This is a genomic window from Enterococcus sp. 9E7_DIV0242, from assembly GCF_002140975.2.
GTDB classification, from domain to species: domain Bacteria; phylum Bacillota; class Bacilli; order Lactobacillales; family Enterococcaceae; genus Enterococcus_L; species Enterococcus_L clewellii.
In genome coordinates this window covers 135,996-158,652 of sequence record NZ_CP147247.1, presented here as the reverse complement: position 1 = coordinate 158,652, position 22,657 = coordinate 135,996, and the positions used below count along the sequence as shown (strand labels likewise).

23 protein-coding genes are annotated in these 22,657 nt (G+C 40.4%); 3 read left to right on the top strand and 20 right to left on the bottom strand.

The window, feature by feature from the left end:
• Positions 1 to 62 precede the first annotated feature (62 nt).
• Entirely contained in the window at positions 63 to 986 is a 924-nt protein-coding gene (gene yidC / locus A5888_RS00815; protein ID WP_339101859.1) for a membrane protein insertase YidC, read from the top strand.
• Positions 987 to 1,078: 92 nt separating this feature from the next.
• On the opposite strand, the gene A5888_RS00810 is transcribed toward yidC, so the two are convergent.
• The 13 genes from A5888_RS00810 to A5888_RS00750 all read right to left on the bottom strand — a co-directional run bounded on the left by A5888_RS00810 (position 1,079) and on the right by A5888_RS00750 (position 13,460).
• A complete protein-coding gene (locus A5888_RS00810; protein ID WP_086347388.1) occupies positions 1,079 to 1,549 on the bottom strand; it encodes a GNAT family N-acetyltransferase in 471 nt (156 codons plus the stop codon).
• Positions 1,550 to 1,713: 164 nt separating this feature from the next.
• Positions 1,714 to 3,795, bottom strand: coding sequence for a glycine--tRNA ligase subunit beta (glyS, locus tag A5888_RS00805; RefSeq protein ID WP_086347387.1), 2,082 nt, complete (start codon positions 3,793 to 3,795; stop codon positions 1,714 to 1,716).
• A gap of 2 nt (positions 3,796 to 3,797) precedes the next feature.
• A complete protein-coding gene (gene glyQ, locus A5888_RS00800; RefSeq protein ID WP_086347386.1) occupies positions 3,798 to 4,703 on the bottom strand; it encodes a glycine--tRNA ligase subunit alpha in 906 nt (301 codons plus the stop codon).
• 303 nt (positions 4,704 to 5,006) lie between these two features.
• Positions 5,007 to 5,720, bottom strand: coding sequence for an AAA family ATPase (locus A5888_RS00795; RefSeq protein WP_249274389.1), 714 nt, complete (start codon positions 5,718 to 5,720; stop codon positions 5,007 to 5,009).
• The gene (gene recO / locus A5888_RS00790) at positions 5,710 to 6,495 is read right to left on the bottom strand and encodes a DNA repair protein RecO (protein WP_086347385.1); all 786 of its coding nucleotides are present in this window, start codon (positions 6,493 to 6,495) and stop codon (positions 5,710 to 5,712) included. Before recO ends, A5888_RS00795 begins: the two co-directional genes overlap by 11 nt.
• Before the next feature lie 221 nt (positions 6,496 to 6,716).
• Positions 6,717 to 7,619, bottom strand: coding sequence for a GTPase Era (gene era / locus A5888_RS00785; protein WP_086347384.1), 903 nt, complete (start codon positions 7,617 to 7,619; stop codon positions 6,717 to 6,719).
• Positions 7,620 to 7,705: 86 nt separating this feature from the next.
• On the bottom strand, positions 7,706 to 8,110 hold the full coding sequence (locus A5888_RS00780) for a diacylglycerol kinase (protein WP_086347383.1): 405 nt from the start codon (positions 8,108 to 8,110) through the stop codon (positions 7,706 to 7,708).
• Entirely contained in the window at positions 8,094 to 8,573 is a 480-nt protein-coding gene (gene ybeY, locus A5888_RS00775) for an rRNA maturation RNase YbeY (RefSeq protein ID WP_086347382.1), read from the bottom strand. Before ybeY ends, A5888_RS00780 begins: the two co-directional genes overlap by 17 nt.
• Entirely contained in the window at positions 8,573 to 10,771 is a 2,199-nt protein-coding gene (locus A5888_RS00770) for an HD family phosphohydrolase (protein WP_086347381.1), read from the bottom strand. Before A5888_RS00770 ends, ybeY begins: the two co-directional genes overlap by 1 nt.
• Before the next feature lie 123 nt (positions 10,772 to 10,894).
• Positions 10,895 to 11,806, bottom strand: coding sequence for a PhoH family protein (locus A5888_RS00765; protein WP_422389741.1), 912 nt, complete (start codon positions 11,804 to 11,806; stop codon positions 10,895 to 10,897).
• A gap of 389 nt (positions 11,807 to 12,195) precedes the next feature.
• Positions 12,196 to 12,645: a GatB/YqeY domain-containing protein gene (locus A5888_RS00760; RefSeq protein ID WP_086347379.1), complete on the bottom strand. Its 450-nt coding sequence runs from the start codon at positions 12,643 to 12,645 to the stop codon at positions 12,196 to 12,198.
• Between the two features lie 25 nt (positions 12,646 to 12,670).
• On the bottom strand, positions 12,671 to 12,847 hold the full coding sequence (gene rpsU / locus A5888_RS00755) for a 30S ribosomal protein S21 (RefSeq protein WP_002356740.1): 177 nt from the start codon (positions 12,845 to 12,847) through the stop codon (positions 12,671 to 12,673).
• Between the two features lie 184 nt (positions 12,848 to 13,031).
• Positions 13,032 to 13,460: a Fur family transcriptional regulator gene (locus A5888_RS00750; RefSeq protein WP_086347378.1), complete on the bottom strand. Its 429-nt coding sequence runs from the start codon at positions 13,458 to 13,460 to the stop codon at positions 13,032 to 13,034.
• Positions 13,461 to 13,558: 98 nt separating this feature from the next.
• Here A5888_RS00750 and A5888_RS00745 point away from each other — a divergent pair, with 98 nt between their 5' ends.
• Positions 13,559 to 14,404, top strand: a complete 846-nt coding sequence (locus A5888_RS00745) for a pyruvate, water dikinase regulatory protein (RefSeq protein ID WP_170924670.1) — start codon at positions 13,559 to 13,561, stop codon at positions 14,402 to 14,404.
• Positions 14,405 to 14,461: 57 nt separating this feature from the next.
• On the opposite strand, the gene thrB is transcribed toward A5888_RS00745, so the two are convergent.
• The 3 genes from thrB to A5888_RS00730 are packed head-to-tail and all read right to left on the bottom strand — an operon-like array spanning position 14,462 to position 17,673.
• Positions 14,462 to 15,325 (bottom strand): homoserine kinase, encoded by an 864-nt coding sequence (gene thrB, locus A5888_RS00740; RefSeq protein WP_086347377.1) that lies wholly within the window; start codon positions 15,323 to 15,325, stop codon positions 14,462 to 14,464.
• Positions 15,322 to 16,380, bottom strand: a complete 1,059-nt coding sequence (thrC, locus tag A5888_RS00735; RefSeq protein ID WP_086347376.1) for a threonine synthase — start codon at positions 16,378 to 16,380, stop codon at positions 15,322 to 15,324. The genes thrB and thrC overlap by 4 nt, the downstream gene beginning before the upstream one ends.
• 3 nt (positions 16,381 to 16,383) lie before the next feature.
• Entirely contained in the window at positions 16,384 to 17,673 is a 1,290-nt protein-coding gene (locus A5888_RS00730) for a homoserine dehydrogenase (protein WP_086347375.1), read from the bottom strand.
• A gap of 440 nt (positions 17,674 to 18,113) precedes the next feature.
• On the opposite strand from A5888_RS00730, the gene A5888_RS00725 reads away from it, so the two are divergent.
• Positions 18,114 to 18,611, top strand: a complete 498-nt coding sequence (locus A5888_RS00725; RefSeq protein ID WP_086347374.1) for a hypothetical protein — start codon at positions 18,114 to 18,116, stop codon at positions 18,609 to 18,611.
• A gap of 135 nt (positions 18,612 to 18,746) precedes the next feature.
• Here the strand turns inward: A5888_RS00725 and A5888_RS00720 are convergent, their stop codons facing one another.
• The 4 genes from A5888_RS00720 to A5888_RS00705 form a co-directional block, all read right to left on the bottom strand.
• On the bottom strand, positions 18,747 to 19,034 hold the full coding sequence (locus tag A5888_RS00720; protein ID WP_086347373.1) for an ArsR/SmtB family transcription factor: 288 nt from the start codon (positions 19,032 to 19,034) through the stop codon (positions 18,747 to 18,749).
• Positions 19,035 to 19,226: 192 nt separating this feature from the next.
• Entirely contained in the window at positions 19,227 to 20,000 is a 774-nt protein-coding gene (gene proC, locus A5888_RS00715) for a pyrroline-5-carboxylate reductase (RefSeq protein WP_086347372.1), read from the bottom strand.
• A 95-nt stretch (positions 20,001 to 20,095) separates the two neighbouring features.
• Positions 20,096 to 21,820, bottom strand: a complete 1,725-nt coding sequence (locus A5888_RS00710; protein WP_086347371.1) for a phospho-sugar mutase — start codon at positions 21,818 to 21,820, stop codon at positions 20,096 to 20,098.
• Between the two features lie 103 nt (positions 21,821 to 21,923).
• Positions 21,924 to 22,652, bottom strand: a complete 729-nt coding sequence (locus A5888_RS00705) for a nitroreductase family protein (RefSeq protein WP_086347370.1) — start codon at positions 22,650 to 22,652, stop codon at positions 21,924 to 21,926.
• Positions 22,653 to 22,657: the final 5 nt, after the last annotated feature.

The window sequence follows — 22,657 nt, the reverse complement described above, 5'->3', positions numbered from 1 at the left end:
AAAAAACAATGAATTTGAAGTATAGTTAAATTTGTGCAAATTTTAGAAAAGGGAAGAAGTTTATGAAGAAATTTAATAAATGGCTACTTGGTTCAGGACTTATTACATTGATGTTATTTCTATCAGGATGTGTGAAAACCGGTAGTGACGGACTGCCAACTGGTGAAGGGTTTGTCTATAATTACTTAGTTCAGCCTATGAGCAACATGATTACATATCTGGTAGAGAACTTCAACTGGAACTATGGTTGGGCAATCGTGGTCATTACAATTGTTGTACGTCTGATTATTTTGCCGATTGGCTTGAATCAATCACGTAAGAGCATGATCCAAACCGAAAAAATGCAAGCCATTAAACCGCAAATTGATGCGGCCCAAGAAAAACTGAAACAAGCAACAACAAGAGAAGAACAAGCTGCAGCACAAATGGAAGTACAACGCGTTTACAAAGAAAACAACGTGAGCATGATGGGCGGTATCGGTTGTTTACCATTACTGATTCAAATGCCAATCTTCTCAGCATTGTTCTTTGCAGCAAGATACACTGAAGGTATCAGTGAAGCGAACTTTTTTGGCATCAACCTTGGTCAGCCAAGTATCGTTTTCGTCATTCTTGCTGGGGTTGCCTACCTAATTCAAGGGTATATCTCAACAATCGGGATTCCTGAGGAACAAAAGAAAACAATGAAATCTATGCTGATCGTTTCTCCATTGATGATTGTGTTCATGTCATTCCAATCCCCGGCAGGTGTTGCCTTGTACTGGGTTGTCGGAGGGGTTTTCAGTTGTATCCAAACATTTATCACGAATATCCTATTGAAGCCAAGAATCAAAGCACAAGTTGCGGAAGAAATGAAAAAAAATCCACCAAAACAAGTGATTACGCCAATCAAAGATGTTACTCCTACAGAGGAAAAAAATGTCACATTAAGCAAACAACCATCTAAAGGTGGACGTAATGCTGGAAAACAACAAAATAAAAGATAAGCGAAAGAAGTCGTGACAGAAGTTGCTTCTGGAACACCGTTTATCCGTTTTAAAGGGACTGAGGCATACCAAAATGCCACAGTCCCTTTTAGTTACATCAATTCTTTACGCATTTTCATTGTTTCTACTTCATAGCCCAGTGATTGATAGAAAGATTGAGCATGATTATTGGCAGCCATAACCATTAATGTAAGACCTGTATAGCCTTGTTCTCGCGCCCACTCCTCAGCAAGAAGCATCAATTTCTTGCCGTTCCCCATTCCTTCTGCTTCCTTTGCCAAACAGATTCTAGACAAATAGCCTTGCTTTTGATCTGTGAGCCAATCGGTTTCTTCCAATAGCTCTAAAAAACCGTGAATCGTTCCTTCGTCATTTGCAAGCACTAAAAGATGACTCTTTGGTGACTGTAGCGACGAATTCAGATCAGTTGCAAGCCACTCTCTTTGCTTCCTTTTCAATTCTTTTTTGCTGATTCTTATAGGCTGTTCAAAATCTGCCAGCCGCTCACTCAACGCAAGTACAGCTTCGTAATCTGTGGTAGCTTGATAGTTTCTTATCTTCATAATTTTGTTCCCCGATAGTCATTTTTTCACTATCATACCATAACTCTTCACATCAAAATATATGAATCGATCATTTATTCTGTGTCCGTTATATTGTTGAACTCAGCTTTAAACAAAAAAGAAGAAACCTGCTCCAAAAGAACACGGTTTCTTCTTTTCACTCCCTATTTCACATTCAGTAAATCTAAACTTGCCAAGGATAGAACCATGCGAGCGATACGATTCAGCTCCGCCAAGCGGTTCATTTTCACTTGGTCATCGTCTACCATCACCATCGTATGATCGAAATACGCTTCAATCAACGGTTTCAATCCCACAAGAGCTTGATAGTTTTCGGTCATTGTGTTGTTTTTGAAAGTCTCTTCTATTTCATTGACTGCTTTGTGCAAAGCTTTTTCAGAATCATTTTCAAACAACTGCTCTTTCACAGTCAGCTCTTCTCCAAATAAATCACGACTCTTCTTCGCAAGATTCAATACACGTGTCAGTGCTTCGACTGAAGGACGGAAATCCGCATCAGTCAAATGCTCTCTCAGAATCATGGCAGCTGCGAAAAGCTTCATCATGTCTCTTTGTTCAGCAGAAATTACTGCATCGATGATGTCATGACGAATATTTTTCGTTAATAGTAGCTGACGTAAGCGGGCTTTCACAAAATCGATGACTTCATTCTGACCGCTTGTCAGCTGAATACCAAACCGATCAATATCACTATTGATTTGTTCATCAATATCCTTTTGCAGCTCAACTAATGGGAACTGCCAGTTTTTCCCTTCAACGATTCGGATAACGCCATAGGTCTGACGGCGCAGCGCATATGGATCATTCGATCCACTCGGGATCATTCCAACTGCAAAGAATGTAAGTACGCTATCTAATTTATCAGCAATAGCTAAAACAGACCCGATCGTTGATTCCGGCAGCTCGCCTTCACTGGAAATCGGCATATAGTGTTCGCGGATAGCTTGCGCAACAGCTGGTGTTTCACCTTGCAGCAATGCGTATTTTTCACCCATGATTCCTTGCAATTCTGGGAACTCCCCAACCATGTTTGTTACCAAATCAAATTTGTAGATTTGCGCCGCACGGTTTAAATCAGTGAGCTCTTCGTTCGTCAAACCTACTTGTTTTCCGATAATGCTTGCAATCACAGATACACGTTGCATTTTTTCATAAATCGAACCGATTTTTTCATGGAATGTCACATTTTTCAGCTTATTCACACACGCATCGATCGATAATTTTTTATCTTCGTTGAAGAAAAATTCTGCATCCTCCAAACGAGCGACCAAAACCTTTTCGTTCCCTTTGATGACATTTTCCAAATGGACATTGTCGCCATTTCTGACAGCAATAAAATGCGGAAGCAGCATGCCACGCTCATTTCGAACATCAAAGTAACGCTGATGCTCCTTCATAGAAGTAACTAGTACTTCATCTGGAACAGACAGGTATTTTTCATCAAAGTTACCGATAAACACAGTCGGGTATTCTACAAGGTTATTGACCTCTTCCAGCAGATTTGCATCCAAATCCAATGACCAGCTATTTTTTTCAGCTAGAGCCTCTGCTTGCTCAACAATCATTTCTTGACGCTTCACAGGATCAGCAACCACAAACTGCTCCATAAGCTTTTCTTCGTATTCGTCTGCATGAGCAATTGTTGTATCATCACCTAAGAAACGATGGCCGCGAGAATAGTTTCCTGTTTTCACATCTAAAATCTCAAAAGGAATCACTTCATCATCCAATAACGCAACGATCCAATGAATCGGACGAATATATTCAAAATCGTAATCTGCCCAATGCATCGTTACCGGGAAGGTCAGACTTAAAATAACTTCCTTTAGTCCTTTAAGAACCTCTTTCGATTCTTTTCCATGCACATATTTCGTTACATAGACGTACTCCACACCGTTCAGCTCTCTGAATGTGATTGCATCAGTCGTCAGTCCTTGACCACGCACAAAGCCCTCTGCGGCCTTAGACCAGTTCCCAGCATCATCCTGTGCAATTTTCTTTGCAGGTCCCTTCACTTCTTCCTGTGTATCTTCCTGTTTTTCAGGAATATTCGTAATATAAATGGCCAGACGTCTTGGTGTTGAGAATGTCTGAACAGACTCATAGCCAAGGTTATGCTCATCTAAAAATTTAACGACTTTTTCTTCTAGCTGCAAACGACTGGGTGTTACCACATGAGCTGGTAGTTCTTCCAACCCGATTTCCAATAATAAATTATTCGCCATGTCTATTCAGCTCCCTTCTCAGCATGCTCTTTATTCAGTAATGGATAGCCCAATTTTTCTCTTTCAGCAACAAATATTTTCGCAACAGCACGCGCCATATTACGGATTCGTGCCAAGTAACCGGCACGCTCTGTCACCGAAACAGCACCACGAGCATCTAAAAGGTTAAAGGTGTGGCTGCATTTCAAAATATAGTCATACGCCGGATGGACCAAACTTTCGTCGATACAACGTTTTGCTTCCTTTTCAAATTTATCAAAATTCTCCAGCAACATCTCTTGATCACTAATCTCAAAAGAATATTTAGAATGTTCGTATTCAGGCTGCTTGAAAATTTCGCCGTATTTCACATCCTCTGTCCATTGAAGATCGTAGACACTTTCCACTTCTTGAATGTAAGAAGCCAAACGTTCTAAACCATACGTGATTTCTGCGGTTACCGGTTTACACGGTAAGCCACCTACCTGTTGAAAATAGGTGAACTGAGTGATTTCCATCCCGTTCAACCAAACTTCCCAACCAAGACCGGCACACCCCATAGAAGGATTTTCCCAGTTATCTTCCACAAAGCGGATGTCATGTTCTAACGGCTCAATCCCCAATAATTTCAAGCTTTCCAAATAAAGCTCCTGAATATTTTCAGGTGACGGCTTCATCACAACCTGGAATTGATGATGCTGGTACAACCGATTTGGATTCTCTCCATACCGTCCATCTGCCGGACGTCTAGATGGTTCTACGTACGCTGCATTCCATGGCTCAGGACCAATTGCTCGTAAAAATGTATAAGGACTCATTGTTCCGGCACCCTTTTCCGTATCATAAGACTGCATCAGCATACAGCCATTCGATGACCAAAACTTTTGCAAGGTCAGGATCATATCCTGTAGTGTCAATTTCTGCTTCATTTTTTTCTCCTCCTAGTATAAGTTGATTCTCTCTCTCACCTAAGCAGACAAAATAAAAAGTCCCTATGCCTCCAGAGAGACATAGGGACGAATACTCATTCGCGGTTCCACCCTACTTCTGATCGATGCGATCAGCAGCTTCATTCAGCGTACTCAAAAGTGCCGTTCAAAAGGATTTGGTTTCCGGCTCACACCTTCCCGGAATCGCTTCTTACACATAAACCTTCCTACTTCTCTTTATCAACATACGTATTTCGTTATCTTCAATAATAAGGCGTTCTAAATCAGTTGTCAAATAGTTTCTTACTCTAAAAAGAGTTTTTCAAAAAAATAGCTCTTTCTTTCAAAAATCATCGCCCATTCCTGATAAACAGTTGTCTCTTCAAGCGTTTTTTCACAAATTTGCCCTTCTGCAAACTCATAGATTTTTGCTTCCGGAAAAAAGAGCAGAATTGGCGAATGGGTCGCGATAATAAACTGCGAATCATTTTCTACCAAATCTTTCAGCAAAACCATTACCTTTAGTTGGGTACTTAAGGACAGGCCTGTTTCCGGCTCATCAAGCAGATATAGCCCCTTTCCCATAAAGCGATTAGAGAGTAACTCATAAAAAGATTCTCCTCTGGAAAAATGATGCAAGCTCTCATCGAAAGCTGGAGAGCCCACTTCTTCCATGTCCGTCATCAAGTTATAAAAGGTTTCAGCTCGATAGAAATAATTATCTCTCGGGTGATTAGGATAGCGAATCGGACGACACGCATCAATAAGCGTACTCGATTCCTCATAGGTAGAAAATATCTGATTACGTGAACCACCTTCTCTATTCATACCCATCAAACCAGCAAATAGTTCCATCACAGTTGATTTCCCTGTTCCATTCTCACCAACAAGAAAAGTAACTGGCTGATCAAAAACCAGCTTTTCAAGGTCAGAGAGAATCGGCAAAGTAAAAGGGAAGGTATCATCGTTATCCGGCGTTCTATAGAGTACACTTTTCAAATAGCCATTAGTCGTCACGCTCTTCCCTCTTTTCTTTCAACGTATTCTCCCAAGTCTTCATCTGATCAATGAACTTCTTACTTTTCAAATGGATGCCGACATATTCATCATACAGCTCATCAATAACTCGTCTGATCTCTGCTTTAATTTCAGGACTAACCTCGATTTTATTTAGCTTTTCATATGAAACAGCTGAAAATAGACGAATAAAATGGATTGCTTTCGGGTCTCCGTGATACCGATGCTGGTCCATCTCCCAATGTGCTTCGCACAATACCCCACTATACTTTGAAGAATAATCGAAACGTCCGTGCGTTTGTCCACATACCCGACAGCTGCGCCAGTCAATCGCAATACCAAATCTATGTAAAATTTGTATTTCATAAATATTCGTTATTACTTCTGGATCTTTCCCCTCGTTGATCAAGTCCAATGCTTGTAAACTGAAAGAAAAGAGACCAGGATCGTAGACTCTATCCTCGATTGCCGTGTCAGCAAGATTAAGGATATAGGTTGCATACGCATTGAGAAAAATATCTTGTTGGATAGCAAGGAACGGCGTAACCTCCTTGCTACCATTAATAAAAGACAATCCTTCTGTTCTAAAATCACCGATATAAACAGCTTGAGTAAACGGCAATAACGCAGGTGTCAGGGGGTTGTTCTTACGATGCGCATTCTTAATAAAAAACATTTGCTTCCCGAAGGATTCTGTAAATATTTTTACCAGCTTGTCCTTCTCCTTGTAATCCTTTGCAAAAAGAACCAAGCCTTTGCTTTCACCTAATACCATATCCTCACCGCCTTCCTTACTTATTTTATCAAACAATACAAAAAAGAACAGCTACTATCTGCTTTCCATATAATAATAAATTCGGTAATAGATGATTAGCTGTACGAATCACCTGCTTGAGACCCAGAAGAGCCAATCATTTTCCTTCTAAAATCAATAAATACAATAAAAGCACAGTAGCTGCTCGATCTAACAGCTCCCATGCTTTGTATTATTGCTTCTTAATAATCTTCTTTTCGATAACCAAAGTCTTGAAGGTAGGTCTTTTTATCTCGCCAGTCTTTCTGAACTTTGACCCATAATTCCAGATAAACTTTATCATCTAACAAATGCTCGATGTCACGTCGTGCCTTCGTTCCGATCTGCTTGAGCATTTTTCCGCCCTTACCAATGATGATTCCCTTTTGGCTGTCTCTTTCGACGATAATCGTCGCTTGAATACGCACCTTATCATTTTCATCTCGCTTCATCGAATCAACCACAACAGCGACAGAGTGAGGGATCTCATCTCTCGTGAGTAGCAAGACTTTTTCACGAACAAGCTCAGAAACGATAAAATATTCCGGATGATCTGTTACTTGATCTTCCGGGAAATACTGAGGACCCTCAGGCATGCGATCAACTAAAATCTCCATTAAACGATCAAAATTATTTCCTTCAGTCGCTGAAATCGGTACAACCTCAGCAAATTCCATCTGACTAGCATAATCCTCAATAATTGCCAAAAGCGCATCTGGATGAACCTTGTCAATCTTATTGATCACTAGAAAAACAGGAGTGTTTTGTTCTTTTAGGCGTTCGATGATGAAATCGTCACCCTTGCCTCTTTTTTGATCCGCACTGATCATAAATAACACGGCATCAACTTCTCTGATTGCACTATACGCTGTCTCTACCATGAAATCACCTAAACGGTGCTTAGGCTTATGGATTCCAGGAGTATCAATGAAAATCAATTGTGCTTCCGGTGTCGTGTAAACACCTTGAATTTTATTTCTTGTTGTCTGTGCTTTGTCACTCATAATGGCAATCTTTTGTCCGACGATTCGGTTAAGTAATGTAGATTTCCCTACATTTGGTCTCCCGACAATCGCAACAAATCCAGATTTATGTGCTTCAGTCATTAGTTCCTCCTTCTGATCGGCCTGCTTTTACAAAAAACTGTTTAGCAATGAGACCGATTGTCATGTTTCTCTTTTTTCTATCAATGTTAAAATAAATATTCGGTTATCAACCGCCAAATTTTCGGTAAAAACAGAATACTGCCGACAAGCAACGAGAAACATGCAGTAATCAATACTGCCCCGGCAGCCATATCCTTGATTTTTTTTCCGATTGGATGAAAATGAAAATCGGTACACATATCAACGACATTCTCAAAAGCTGTGTTGATGATTTCTATGATCAGCACAAGAAAAATCACAAGCAACAGCCACAACCATTCCATTGCATTCAGCTGAAAAAGAAAGCCTGCGATAATTGCCAATGCGCCCATTAATACGTGGGTTCTCATATTTCTTTCTTCCTTGAACACGGTTCGAACGCCCTGAAGAGCGAACTCCAAAGAAGCGATAAAATGCTTATTTTTCTCTGTCTGTTTATCTTTCAAGGCCATAAGCGTTCAATATCTCTTTCTGCAGCCCGAACATCTCCTTCTCGTCTTCCTCATTCATGTGGTCATAACCATTTAAATGCAAGAAGCCATGAACAGCTAGAAAGCCCAGCTCTCTTTCAAAGGAATGACCGTATTCAACAGCCTGTTCCTTCGCCCGTTCAGTAGAAATCATCAAGTCGCCAAGATTTCTCGGAAACACAACCTCATCCTCTTCATCAAAGATGATCGGCACTTCACCATCGCCTTCTTCTTCCATAGCAAAACTGATGACATCAGTTGCAGCATCCTTTCCACGATAATCGCGGTTGATCACTCGGATACCCTCATTGTCCATGAAGGAAACTGACAGCTCTGCATCATCAGAAATATCCAGAAAATCTGCCGCAAATTGCAGCAGATTTTCGACCTCTTTGATATGCTCAGAAGAGACTTTTTCCGTTTCATCAATAAAAGTAATGTCCATTAAACATCTCTCTTTTCCTGTTCATCTTTCATTCGTTCCGCTTCATCCTTCATCTTTGGATATTTGATTCGGGAATGGAATGTACTACATAGTCCGTTGATCAATGATTTTTCGACCAAACGAATCTCTTTCATTGTCAAGCCGCACTCATCCAACTGGCCATCTGAAATCCGTTCTTGAATAACGGAATGAACAAACTCTTTGATTTTCTGATTGGATGGGTCTGTCATTGCACGAACCGCCGCTTCACAGGTATCTGCAATATTAACGATTGCGGCTTCTCTCGTTTGAGGTTTTGGACCCGGATAACGAAAATCTTCTTCTTTCGTCTCAGGGTTACGCTCCTTTTCCTTCATATAAAAGAATTTCATCAACGTCATTCCATGGTGCTGACGACAAATATCAATCACCATTTGAGGCATATTATACTCTTCTAATATTTTTGCCCCATCGATCACATGACCAAAAATAATTTGCTTACTGTCCTCGGGCAAAAGAAAGTTATGCGGATTCTCTGCACCAGAAGGAAGGTTTTCAACAAAAAAGTTTGAGTGCTTGATTTTCCCTATATCATGATAGTAACAGGCAACACGCGTCAATAAAGAGCGACCGCCTATTTCTGCAACTGCATTGGCACTGAGATTGGCTACCATCATACTATGATGATAGGTCCCAGGCGCTTCCTCCAGTAATTGCTTCAATAGCGGGTGGTTCGGATTACTAAGCTCATTCAATACAATCATACTATCATCCGTCACCACTAACTCGATATACGGATGAAGACCAATCGTCAAAAGAAACGCCAAAATACTTCCGGCAAAGGTTGAGATGATCAAGGTAATTGTTTTACTGTCTAACAAACTCATTCCTTGGTAAATCGCAAGAATAAATGCGAGAACAACAGGAAAAATGATGACCCAAACAGCGGCATTCCATCCCTGTCGGCTGATCCGCGTACGATTGACCACAGCCGCGAGTGCTCCAGAAAATAAATAGGTGACCAAAATAATCGTCAGGGTGTTTGTCCCGATCGTATCATAGAAGACAAACAAGGCAAATATCACCTGAAAAACAGCAGATAGTATGCCTGCTCGCCGATTGACGAAATAGCTCAATACTAAAGGCACAAATGCGGCTGGGAAGAACAACGGAATGTACAACAATTGTTCACTCTGAAAAATCTGGAAAAACTTCATTAATAAGATGCTTACTGACATTGCACTGACATAAAATAGAATAAATGATTGTCTGGTATATTCATGACTCATCTGTTTCGTAAAGAATATCAGCACTGCGACTTGAAACAAGATGGTCAAAGTCAGGGCAACGATTGGAAAGACGGATGGATTTTGATTGGTCATACCAAGCAATTTCAATTTCTCGATCGCTTTAGAATCAATCTGGGTCCCTTCACGAACAATGATCTCCCCTTGATAAATCATGACCGGCTGTACAGCATCCTGTGCACTTTGACGAAGCTCTGCTGTTTTCTTCTCATTTGGAAGATCGTTCACAACGATTCCCGCATTCACAACGTAACGAATTTGCTGCTGCATCGTTGAACTAACATCCAAAAACTGAATCTTGTTGATTGCTTTTTGGCGAACCTCAGACAGTTCATTTTCACGAACGTGGTTTTGCATTGTTTCATCAACCAATTTTAGACTTTCTGTTTCAACAACTGAAATCTGTTCAGCGGTCAAGTTGAAGATGTTTTGATAAAACACACTTGGAAATGACTGATACAATGTGACTTCATCTTGATCCAGCTTTTCAAATGCCGATTTCAACGCCGCAACCCGCTCTTCATTGGTTGGTTGTGGGATCGTTTCATCCTTTTTTGCTTCTGATTTCTGCTTTTCATAATCCTTATCTATTTTGGAATTAACGGTTCCAATCAAATCAAATAATTTTTCGATTCGTTCATGCTGTGTTTCAGCTGTATCCTCCTGAAATGTATACTCCGGAGTCACTGCTTCTGCAGCCAGCTGTTTTTTCTGATTCGTTTCATAGGTATTTTCAATGTTTTTATTCGCTCGTATCGTTGTGTCTGCCAGTTGACCTTCTTTGATCGCTACCTTCTTTTCATAGACACTATTAAAAATAATCGCAAATATAAGTAATGAAAAACTAACTAACAAAACAGGGATGAATGCTTTCCCCAGTTTGTCTCGTATCTTCAACAACCATTGCTTCAAAAGAATATCACTCCTTTCCAGTGTTGAAAAACAGGGCAGAAAACTGTCCTATTTCCCATTTTGAAGGTTCATTCCCCATTACATCTAAAAAGAATGATGGTGCTCCTTCCTTTTCAAAAGGCATCAAGAATCTTTTTTCTGTTCTTCATACGCTTGAATTATTTCTGCTACAATTGGATGTCGAACAACATCGCCAGCTTCAAAATGGATAAACGAAAGCTTCTTGATCGATCGTAATGTTTTTTCAGCATGGACTAAACCACTTATTACGCCTCTAGGTAAATCGATCTGACTTGTATCGCCATTGACAATCATTTTTGATTGAAAACCAAGGCGTGTCAAAAACATTTTCATCTGAGCAACAGTGGTGTTCTGCGCTTCATCCAAAATGACAAATGCGTCATCCAACGTACGTCCTCTCATATAAGCAAGCGGTGCAATCTCGATAACACCACGCTCCATTAGACGATTGGTATGCTCTGATCCAAAAATCTGGTACAAAGCATCATAAACCGGGCGAAGGTACGGATCAACTTTTTCCTTTAAATCACCAGGTAAAAAGCCAAGGCTCTCTCCTGCTTCTACTGCTGGTCTAGTCAGGATAATTTTTTGCACTTCACCCTTTTTCAACGCAGCGACAGCCATCACAACAGCCAGATAGGTCTTCCCTGTTCCAGCCGGGCCCACACCAAAGACGACATCATGCTGTTTGACGGCATCGATGTATCGCTTCTGTCCAGCATTCTTGATTCGAATCGAACGACCATGATGGTCTTTCAATATTTCTTCTTCATACATAGCAATGAATGAATCCAATTGCTTGCTCTTTGCCATTTTCAACGCAGTTACAACATCAGGTGTGCCGATCTTAATGCCACGCTTGATCAGTTCCTGCAGCGCACGAAAAACTGCTTCTACGATGTGGACGTTCTCTTCCAGACCAATAATCTGAATTGTCTCCCCACGAGTGTTGATCACAACTGCGCCATTTTCTTCCAAAAATTTCAAATGCTTATCATGTGTTCCAAATAGCATACTTGCGTCATCGGAATCGGTCAGTTTAATTTCTAAAGATATTGCCTGATTTTCATTTTCTGTCAAAAAAAGTCCAGCTCCTTTTATTTTCATTCATGTAATGATACCATATTCTTCTTTTTTAAAAAAGAAGCAGCCGCAAATGATTAAAAACCCTATCATTCTGTTTTAACCCTATTTAAACCAATTATTAAAACGAGTGATCGTTTAAGCATAAAATCAGCTCATGCACGCTCTTCTTCACTTCATTCTAAACAGCACCGTTTTCACCTCTATGTACAACAAAAAAATTCTGCATTTTTATGTCTATTTCTAGGATAAATGCACACTCCCCCACTCCGATAGAAGCTGAAAAGGCTGGGAGTCAATCTGACCCCAGCCTTTTAGTCTTAATTCTTTTGTAGCATTTCCTTGACGATTGCATTCGCTGAATTACCATCTGCTCTGCCCTTAATCTTAGGCATCACTAAGCCCATCACTTTTCCAAACTCAGCTGGAGAAGTAGCGCCCACTTCTGTAATGGCTGTCTGAATGATTTCACGAAGCTCTTCTTCGGAAAGCTGTTCAGGCAAATATTTCTCAACGATTGTAATTTCAATTTTTGCTTTATCTGCAAGATCTTCTCGTCCCGCCTTTTCAAACTCTAATAAAGAATCTTTGCGCTGCTTCATTTCTCTGGATAAAACAGCTAACTCTTCTTCTCCGTTCAAGTCACGGTTCATTTTGATCTGCTCATTTTGAATGCCGCTCTTCAGCATGCGCAAGACAGATAATGTTTCTTTATCTTTTGCCTTCATAGCAGTCTTAATATCGTCATTCAAAGTTGTCAGTAATGACATACAACCAGCTCCACTTCATCAGAGACTAGAATTTTTTACGTTTTCTAGCAGCTTCTGATTTCTTCTTACGTTTTACGCTTGGTTTTTCGTAGAATTCACGTTTACGTGATTCTTGTAGAGTACCCGCTTTTGAAACGGAACGTTTGAAGCGACGAAGAGCGTCATCAAGAGATTCGTTTTTACGAACGACAGTTTTTGACATTGTAATTCCCTCCCTCCGAGCTTAAAAAGTAACCGTTTTTCTTATTTATAAAATTATTTCCTTCATAAATAGAACACTGTCCTTTTTACATTATATCTAATGGTAAATTTAACGTCAACCTCTGTAATGAAAATTAGTCGAAAATATTTTATTTTATGCACATCAAACATTCATTTTCTGAAAATTATTGACAATTCTCACATCGACCTAAAATCTCAAATCGATGCCCTTCAATACTGCAACCTGTCAATTGATCCTCAAAATAAGTCATCGGGCACATATGGATTTCCTTTGTTTTCCCACATACCATACAGATGAAGTGATGATGGTGCTCTAAATGATGACTGCAATGAAAACGAAACTTCTTTTCACCGTTCAAGTCTGTTGTTTCAAGTAACGCCATTTTTTCAAAATCATGGAGATTTCGATAAATTGTATCATAGCTGACACCTTTATATTGTTCATTCATAAATTCATAGACTTCTTTTGCCGAGATATAGCGATTGCGTTTGATCAGATAGGTAATGATCGCTTCTCGTTTCTTTGTGTACTTCAATCCATTGGCTTTCATGACTTCCAGTGACTCTTCGACTTTGGATTTACTTTGCGCCATTTTTTCCCTGCTCCTTCTCAAATCAAAATAATTACGAATAACTTCTCTGTTGGTATGGTATAATAAACTCATCAAAAAATCAAGAAAGGTCGTTTTTAATGGAAAATAATGAAACTAAGACTATTACTATCTTCGTCATCTCAGACTCTGCTGGAGAAACTGCTTCAAAGCTTGCTGCAGCGATTATGGCACAGTTCCCTTCAGTTGATTTCTCCTTGTACAGAAAAACCTTTGTAAAGGAAGAAGTACGCCTGAAAGAGGCTTTGGAAGATGCTAAACGCGAAAACGCAATGGTACTCCATACAATCATCAGCAAGGATCTGGTAAAAACAGCATTAGCCTTTTTCGAAGAAAATGCCATTTACCATTTTGATATTCTTACCTCTCCTATTGAGGAAATCGAGCGCTTCACAGGAGTTCAACGCTCTGGTGAAGCAGGTGCCCTTCATCATCTGAATGAAAACTACTTCAATCGGATCGAAGCAATGGAGTTTGCTGTAAAATATGATGACGGAAAAGACCCAAGAGGCTTCCTTGAAGCAGATGTCGTTTTGCTAGGTGTTTCACGGACGTCAAAAACACCGTTAAGCCTGTTCCTGGCGAATAAAAATCTAAAGGTTGCTAACCTGCCCCTGATTCCTGAAGCACATTTGCCAAAAGAGCTGTGGGAAGTCGATGCATCTAAAATTGTTGGTCTGACCAATGATCCGGATATTCTTAACGGCATCAGGAAAGAAAGGATGAGAGCTTACGGCCTGCCGGAAGATACTTCTTATTCAGATATCGAGAAAATCCGTAAAGAATTAGCTTATGCTGCTGAGCTTTATGAAAAAATTGGTTGCGTGACAATTAATGTTGCTTCCTTATCGATCGAGGAAACGGCAGCAATGATTCTAAATGCGTTACATTTAGAAGATCACAGCTACTTCACTACCGATGACTAATAAATACCAAAAACAGTGTTTGGGCTTTTTACCCAAACACTGTTTTTTGCTTCTTATCTAAAACACCTGTACGCCTTCTTGATCTACAGATAGCAAATGAATGGAGGCTTTTCCTGGAAGCTTTTCGAGCTCCTGTATCATTTGATCCGTTTTTTCTTCTGGAGAAAGCACTAATACTGTCGGACCGGCACCACTTAAAAATGCACCATAAACACCTAGAACATGTGCCATATCACGAATTGTTTTAAGATGTGGTACCAAATGATCTCGATGTGCTTCGTGCCAACGGTCTTTTTCCATCATAACGCCTGCCAAAGGTAGATTACCATTTAGAATAGCTGCAATCATCACATTGGCAATCGAGCTAGCTTGCACTGCCTCTTGATAAGCCATTGATTGTGGTAGTACACTCCGACTTTCTTGCGTCAGCAGTTCATGATCCGGTACATAAGCAATCACGTCACACATTGGGAAATGATGCTTCACATAACGGACTTCTCCGTCCACATAGCTTGCTACAACGAAATCACCACAAATTGCTGGAGCAACATTATCTGGATGTCCTTCCATTTCCGTAGCAATCTGCACTTTATCTTTTTGTGAAAGATGCATACCACCTAAACGATTGGCCAACTCGATCCCTGCCACAATCACACTTGAGCTACTACCCAAACCTCTCGCAAGCGGAATATCTGAGGTCATCTTCAGTAGCTTTGGTGATAGTTTCGGGTTAACAGTCAATGCCGTTTGCAGCAACAAGTTTGTTTCGTCCTTTGGAATATCCTCACCAAGTGAATGCTGTATCTCCCAAGTCTCTGTATCTTTGATTATTTCAATACTCAAATACTGAGAAAGAGCAATTCCACACGAGTCAAAGCCAGGTCCCAGATTTGCACTGGTTGCCGGAACTCTTATTTTCATAGCTTCGCCACTCCGTTACGCAGATGTAGACGCATTTCTTCAAGGTCACTCATCTTCGAAATGGATACATCTACAGCACTCATTGCTGTATCAGGGTCCTTCAAGCCGTTTCCGGTAAATACTGCAACAACTGTTTCTCCCTGTTTGATTTTTCCTGATTTCACATGCTGGATCACTCCTGCCAAAGAAGCAGCCGATCCGGGTTCAATAAATACGCCATCCTGTGCAGCAACCTTACGGTAAGCATTCAGGATTTCTTCATCAGTTACACTGTCAATATGACCTTTTGATTCGTCTCTTGCAGCCTCAGCAAGCTTCCAGCTAGCTGGGTTTCCGATACGAATTGCAGTGGCAATTGTTTCAGGCTGCTCGATTACTTCCCCTTTTACAATCGCTGCTGCCCCTTCTGCCTCAAACCCGTGCATTCTAGGCAAGAACGTTCCTTGCAAATCATGCCATTCCTTGAAGCCTTTCCAATACGCAGAAATATTGCCGGCATTTCCTACAGGGATCGCCAACACATCCGGTGCCTGTCCTAGCTGCTCACACACCTCAAACGCAGCAGTTTTTTGCCCTTCTAAGCGATATGGATTTACGGAGTTTACCAAAGCAACGGCTTCTGTCTCTGCAATATCTCTTACTGCTTTCAATGCCTCATCAAAATTCCCCGGGATAGAAATAATATCTGCACCATAGATAATTGCTTGAGCCAGTTTACCCATTGCAATTTTTCCATCAGGAATAATTACATATGCTTTGATACCTGCACGTGTCGCATAAGCTGCTGCTGCGGCACTCGTATTCCCAGTTGACGCACAAATAATTGCTTTGGCGCCATCCTCTACTGCTTTGGCAACGGCCATAACCATACCACGGTCCTTAAACGAACCTGTTGGATTTAAGCCTTCGTATTTTCCATATAATGTGATACCCAGTTCCTTTGATAGACTGTTCAATGGAATCAACGGTGTATTTCCCTCAGCAAGAGAAATCATGGGTGTTTTATCTGTTATCGGTAAGTATTGTTTGTATTGTTTTAATAATCCTTCGTACATTGTTTACCCCTCCAAGACTTTCAGTGTATTTAATAATTCAAAATCAGCAATCTTTTCAATTTGCTTTGTAACCTCAAGCATTTGCGCCTTACTGATTGTATGAGTGATCGTTGCAAATTTCGCACGCATGCCATCTGATTTTTGTTGAAGCAGCTGATCAAAGCTCACATTTGCTTCAGCCATCAGCTTCGTCAATTTCAATATCTGTCCGGGCTTGTCCGGCATTTCGATTGAGAAGTAGTATTTCCCAAAAATAGCATCATTCGCTGTTAGTTTCGTATCATGTTGGTATTCATTAAACATATGCCCAGTCGTACCTAAACGGATATTTTTAGCAATAGTGATAATATCGCTGACCACACTAGTTGCAGTTGGCTTTGCACCAGCCCCAGGACCGTAATACATTGATTCGCCAACACCTGCACTGTAAATGAACACGGCATTGAACTCGTCACGAATCGAAGCAAGTGGATGCGCAGCAGCCACCAGCATAGGAGCAACTTCTACAGCAATACCGCCATCATTCTTTTCTGAAGAACCAATTAATTTTATTTCATAGCCTAACTGTGAAGCAATGGCTACATCATCAGATGAAATACCGCGAATCCCTCTAATATCTACCTGTTTCAAATCAATATTCATTCCAAAAGCAAACTGGCTAAGGATAACCATTTTATAAGCAGCGTCAATTCCATCCACATCATTGGTCGGATCTGATTCTGCAAAGCCCAACTCCTGTGCTTTTGCTAATGCTTCTTCATATGTTTGCTTTTCCGAAACCATTTTCGTCAACATGTAGTTCGTCGTTCCGTTCACGATCCCCAGAACCTTTTGAATGTCATCTGCTGCCAAACTGTTGGCAATCGTCCGCAAAATAGGAATCCCTCCGGCAACACTTGCTTCATAATACAGATCACAATGATTTCTTTGTGCCAACGCCACTAACTCACCGCCATGCTGTGCAAGCAGATCCTTATTCGCAGTCACAATATGTTTTCCGCTTTCTAAAGCTTTAGTGATATAGGTTTTTGCAGGTTCAATTTTCCCAATCAGTTCTACGATTATGCTGATTTCTTCGTCATTGATGATGTCCTCAATGTCCGTCGTCAATTCAATATCAAACCTTTCGGATTGGTATTGTTTTTCCTTCTCATCACGAACAAGGGCTTTGCTTACCACGATATCCATTCCAGTGACTTGAGAAATTTTTTCGCGATGCTCCGCCAAAATCGTTGGAACACCAGAACCTACTGTTCCCAGACCTAATAAGCCGATTTTTAACTTTTCCTTCATTCTGCTTCCTCCAACTGTTTGATTTATCTATACCTGATGATAGCAGGATTCTCTATTAAAAAAAACAAAAAATGAGAACTTTATCATCTTTCTCTCATAAAACATGTATCTAGTATACCGAACCCATCGGAAAAAAACTACCCTTTTCTTGCAAAATCTTATTATGATCAGGCAATCCCCTATAATTTCAGTAATGTACTACTCATTCTGAATTGTCTAATCTTAATCATTGATTATAGGCTTCAACTCTACTAATCAATCCTGATGATGAAATCAATTTAGCTGATCGAGTGAAAAAATCTCGGTCGCAAAGAAACGATTATTTCTTTTAATCGATAGTTTTGTGAAACGAAGTAAACTAAAAGGAATTAAAAATCAAATTGAATGTTTTTCTTTACCAATATATACTTTAACCATCACATAAGTTAGGAGAGTTTACTATGAAAAAGAAATTAACATCTATAGTTGCAGGATCTGTTGTTGGTGCCAGCCTTTTGTTTGGAGGAACTATGGCTCTTGCGTCAAGCTGGGGTTGGATTAATTTTCCTAATGGCGCAGAGTTGCAATATGAATCCGTTGATAACGCTCGTTTAGATCTCTATTCCAGTGTTCAAATCGTAGAAGATTTCAACGGAAATTACACAATCAAGCCAGAACACATTGTCAAGAGTATCACCGATGCCAGAGGAAACTCTGTTGATTTTTCTGCTCTTGAAGTAACCTATCAACTTATTAAGTACGATCAGGCCTCTCGGCAATATGTATACGAGGATATTTCCTCAGAAAATGCATTAAAGTCCGATGGGACGTTTAACCTTGAGAAGCATGGTAGTATTTTGACAACTTATTCCTATTCATATCCAGTTCCTTACTTAGCTAGTCCAACAGTATATTCAACTATTGAGAAGACAGTACTGGTAGATGTCGCTATTTTCTAGATACCGTATTTTCAAAAGGCAAATAGGTTTCAATTTCTGAAAAAAAGTAATCCTAAAAGATATACCGACCTCCAAGAGTTAGATTTTTTGGTCTAACCCTTGGGGGTCGGTACGAGATGTAGGATTACTTTTTTATTAGTGATGACTAATATGTTTGAATGTCTGAGTCAGAATATCGATCACGTGATCATCATCCAAAGAATAGAAGATTGTTTTTCCTTCTCTTTGCGATTTGACTACGCGATTTTGACGAAGCAGCTTTAATTGATGGGAGACAGCGGACTGCTCCATCGACAGCTCTTCAGCAATTGCCGTTACGTTCAGTTCGCCTCTCTGCAAAATCAAAAGAATTCGTAATCGCGTAGGATCACTCAAAACCTTGTATAGCTGACTTACTTTTTGAATATCTTCTGTTAATTCCATAAAATCAACTCTTTCTATGAGGGTAGTGAAACTTTCATGAGACAGATACTGTATCAAGGTCAGTCATCATATATGCTGAATAGCTGCCAGAGTAAATTTCTCTATGTCTCAAAGCTTGGAACGCTCTTCTTAGACTTAAAATCAGAATTTATTGATTCGACCAAAAACAAGGATTCTTGTGTCTATTTTGAATCAACTGTTTGCTTGTTTCACTGCATCAATCAATGCGTAACGGAAACCATTTTTTTCAAGAGCGGCTACCCCTTTGATTGTGCTGCCGCCCGGTGAGGTCACGCCATCTTTCAATTCTCCCGGATGTTTTCCTGACTCAATTGCCAATTTGGCTGAGCCCAGTACCATCTGTTCCACGATCTCATAAGCAAGCGCTCGTGGCAGGCCCTCCATTACACCAGCATCTCCTAAAGCTTCCATAAAAATATCAACAAACGCAGGACTACAGCCAGCCACAGTACCCACTGTGCCTAGCAGCTTTTCTGGTACTTCCGTAACTTTCCCCAGGCTTTCCAAAAGCTCACGAGCGAGTTTCTTTTCGTTTTCAGGAATAGCTTCAGCATAATGAACCCCAATCATTCCCTCATTGACACTAACCGGTGTATTAGGGATTGCGTGGACGACATAGCCCTTACCAAGCGCCTCCTGAGCTTCCTTCGTTGTGTGTCCAGCCGCAACAGAAATCAGAATCGTATCCTCAGAAAGAAAGGGAGCCAGTTCCTTCAAAATGTCTAAAACAATTGTTGCTCCAGTCGCAATAAAGACGACCTTACAATTTTTTAACGATTGATAGTCCGTAATTAATTGAAAGTTTAATTTTTTCTGCAGCGTTTCCGCAGTCCCACTAGAGCCGCCTTTTACAAACAAATGCTCGCCGGATACGACACCTGCTTTCAAAAGCCCTTCGATCATTGCTCCACCCATATGTCCTGCTCCGATAAATCCGATATCCATTTTACTGCTCCTCTCTTTTTTTGATTAATAAATCGAAGAGAAAGAGCGTGGGACAAAAATAATCCAGCGCTCTTTCCCGTTCCATCGTTACCTGCTTAGTTGGTAATTTTATTGATTGCTTCTTCAAAGGCAATAAGCTTTTCGCTTGCTTCCTCATCTGATTCAGCTTTAGTTGCTACGTAAAACTTGATTTTCGGTTCTGTTCCAGAAGGTCTGATTGCGATCCAACTACCATCCTCCAAATAATATTTCAATACATCTGACGGAGGTGTCGTTAATTTTTCTGTCTGACCATCCGCTGATCGACTGATCAATTCTTTAAAGTCTTCTGTTTTGATAACTGCCGTTCCCGCAAATTCTTTTGGTGCCTCCTGACGGAATTTCGCCATCAGTTCTTTGATTTTCTGGCTACCTTCGATTCCGCTCAATGTCACAGAAATCGTTTTTTCTTTATAATAGCCATACTCAGCAAAAATATCCTGCAAGCCATCATACAAGGTTTTCCCTTGTTTTTTATAGTAAGCAGCTACTTCTGCCAATAATACTAAGACTTGAATCGCATCTTTGTCACGAACAAAGGATTTAACCAAATAACCATAACTTTCCTCAAAGCCAAACATGAAGGTTTGAGAATGATCCTCTTCATACTGTTCAATTTTTTCAGCAATAAATTTGAAGCCTGTCAGTACATCAACCATTTTTGTATTGTATTTTTCAGCAATAGCTGTTGCCAGCTCGCTTGATACGATTGATTTCAAGACAACAGCATTTTCAGGTAGTGTTCCTGCTTGTTTATGCGCCTCCAAGATATACTGGATCATAATCGCACCTAATTGGTTACCAGTAAGAACTTGATAGGAGCCATCTGGCAAACGAACAGCGGCGCCTAAACGGTCAGCATCAGGATCTGTCGCAATCAAAAGATCTGCGTTCTCTTTTTCACCTAGACGAATCGCATATTCAAAAGCAGAATGCTCCTCTGGATTTGGTGATTTTACAGTCGTAAAATTCGGATCAGCGATCGCTTGCTCCGGAACGAGCATGAACTGTTTGAATCCAGCTTGCTTCAATGCTTTTTCTCCAAGCATTTTTCCTGTCCCATGAAGCGGTGTATAAATCAGTTTCAACTCGCCACCCATTTCATCGATTAAGGCTTGATTGATTGTTACTGATTTCAACTCTTCTAAATACGCAGTATCAACTTCATCACCGATAATTGAAATCAACCCACTGTTTTCCACTTGCTCTTCAGCAAGAACTTCAACTTTCAAAGGATTTTCAACAGCGCGGACATAAGAAGTTAATGCATCTGCATCAGCCGGCGGCATTTGTCCACCATCTGCACCATAGACCTTATAGCCATTATAAGCAGCAGGATTATGAGAAGCCGTAATCATGATCCCCGCAAATGCGTTCAAATGACGAACCGCAAAAGACAACTCAGGTGTCGGACGTAGACTTTCAAAGACATACGCTGGAATACCATGTTGAGCCAAGGTCTTCGCAGCTTCCATCGCAAACTCCGGAGACATATGGCGTGAATCGTAAGCGATTGCCACCCCTCTACGCTTTGTTTCCGCATCCTGTGAATCGATAAAACGAGCTAACCCTTCGGTCGCTTGACGAATGGTAAAAATATTCATTCGATTGATTCCCGCACCAATGATACCACGCATTCCTGCTGTACCAAATTCTAACGGTGCATAAAAAGCATCCTCACATTTTTCTGAGTCCTGATGTAGTTCTTTTAATTCTATTTTCATTTCTTCCGGTAAACTTTCTTCGTTTATCCATTGCTCATAAACTTGCTCCCAAGACATGAATGAAACCCCTCTTCTCATCTTTGTTTTTTTCTCCTTAATAGTATAGCATTCCTTAATTACATAAGGAAGCAATCTGTTAAAAAGCATTTCTTATATAGAGTTATTTAGGAAATAGATTTTTCATCGCTAGCATTTGATCGATGATCATTGATGGTTGCGCTGCAAAGTAATCTGTAAACTTGATACTCCACTTTTTGCTTTCTCGCGCCTCTGCAAATGCCTCCATTGTTGCATCATATTCTTCAATTAAAGAGATATCATAAGGTTTGAACTTTTCATAATAAACAACTGTCGACTCCGGCAATCGTGGCTTCACCCGCATCTCAACAACTGGCTTTCCAATGCTTAAGCCGAATAAAGGAAACATTCCTTCCGGCAGTTCCAACAGCTCACCAATCTCTTTTCCATGCTTGCGAATACTACCGACAACAACGGAACCCAAACCTAGACTATCCGCAGCAATCACCGCATTTTCCAGTGCTAACGAAGCATCTGTTGTAGCGACTAAAACAGGTTCGATACTGTCTCCTGTGTGATTTTCCTGGTCGTAGGCCTCACTGACTAACTGCGTACGGTGTAAATCTCCAACAAAAATCAAGAAAACAGAACTTTTGAGCATATGAGGATTTCTCGGATTCCAGTCTACCAGTTGCTTTCTCGTTGCCTTATCCTTAATAACAAAAATGCTGTAGAATTGGCCATTCATCCAACTAGGTGCTTGTCTTGCAGCATCTAGTATTTGCTGAAGGTATGCCTCAGGCAATTCATAGTTTTCATCAAAATTTCTATAGGATCTGCGACTCAGTAATAAGTTCATTGTATCATTCATATGAA

What these genes read in the sequence shown, in the direction of transcription:
- yidC (WP_339101859.1), top strand. Translation starts at nt 63, where the DNA reads ATGAAGAAATTTAATAAATGGCTACTTGGTTCAGGACTTATTACATTG.
- A5888_RS00810 (WP_086347388.1), bottom strand. Translation starts at nt 1,549, where the DNA reads ATGAAGATAAGAAACTATCAAGCTACCACAGATTACGAAGCTGTACTT.
- glyS (WP_086347387.1), bottom strand. Translation starts at nt 3,795, where the DNA reads ATGGCGAATAATTTATTATTGGAAATCGGGTTGGAAGAACTACCAGCT.
- glyQ (WP_086347386.1), bottom strand. Translation starts at nt 4,703, where the DNA reads ATGAAGCAGAAATTGACACTACAGGATATGATCCTGACCTTGCAAAAG.
- recO (WP_086347385.1), bottom strand. Translation starts at nt 6,495, where the DNA reads ATGGTATTAGGTGAAAGCAAAGGCTTGGTTCTTTTTGCAAAGGATTAC.
- era (WP_086347384.1), bottom strand. Translation starts at nt 7,619, where the DNA reads ATGACTGAAGCACATAAATCTGGATTTGTTGCGATTGTCGGGAGACCA.
- A5888_RS00780 (WP_086347383.1), bottom strand. Translation starts at nt 8,110, where the DNA reads ATGGCCTTGAAAGATAAACAGACAGAGAAAAATAAGCATTTTATCGCT.
- ybeY (WP_086347382.1), bottom strand. Translation starts at nt 8,573, where the DNA reads ATGGACATTACTTTTATTGATGAAACGGAAAAAGTCTCTTCTGAGCAT.
- A5888_RS00765 (WP_422389741.1), bottom strand. Translation starts at nt 11,806, where the DNA reads ATGCTATTTGGAACACATGATAAGCATTTGAAATTTTTGGAAGAAAAT.
- A5888_RS00760 (WP_086347379.1), bottom strand. Translation starts at nt 12,645, where the DNA reads ATGTCATTACTGACAACTTTGAATGACGATATTAAGACTGCTATGAAG.
- rpsU (WP_002356740.1), bottom strand. Translation starts at nt 12,847, where the DNA reads ATGTCAAAAACTGTCGTTCGTAAAAACGAATCTCTTGATGACGCTCTT.
- A5888_RS00750 (WP_086347378.1), bottom strand. Translation starts at nt 13,460, where the DNA reads ATGGCGCAAAGTAAATCCAAAGTCGAAGAGTCACTGGAAGTCATGAAA.
- A5888_RS00745 (WP_170924670.1), top strand. Translation starts at nt 13,559, where the DNA reads ATGGAAAATAATGAAACTAAGACTATTACTATCTTCGTCATCTCAGAC.
- thrB (WP_086347377.1), bottom strand. Translation starts at nt 15,325, where the DNA reads ATGAAAATAAGAGTTCCGGCAACCAGTGCAAATCTGGGACCTGGCTTT.
- thrC (WP_086347376.1), bottom strand. Translation starts at nt 16,380, where the DNA reads ATGTACGAAGGATTATTAAAACAATACAAACAATACTTACCGATAACA.
- A5888_RS00730 (WP_086347375.1), bottom strand. Translation starts at nt 17,673, where the DNA reads ATGAAGGAAAAGTTAAAAATCGGCTTATTAGGTCTGGGAACAGTAGGT.
- A5888_RS00725 (WP_086347374.1), top strand. Translation starts at nt 18,114, where the DNA reads ATGAAAAAGAAATTAACATCTATAGTTGCAGGATCTGTTGTTGGTGCC.
- A5888_RS00720 (WP_086347373.1), bottom strand. Translation starts at nt 19,034, where the DNA reads ATGGAATTAACAGAAGATATTCAAAAAGTAAGTCAGCTATACAAGGTT.
- proC (WP_086347372.1), bottom strand. Translation starts at nt 20,000, where the DNA reads ATGGATATCGGATTTATCGGAGCAGGACATATGGGTGGAGCAATGATC.
- A5888_RS00710 (WP_086347371.1), bottom strand. Translation starts at nt 21,820, where the DNA reads ATGTCTTGGGAGCAAGTTTATGAGCAATGGATAAACGAAGAAAGTTTA.
- A5888_RS00705 (WP_086347370.1), bottom strand. Translation starts at nt 22,652, where the DNA reads ATGAATGATACAATGAACTTATTACTGAGTCGCAGATCCTATAGAAAT.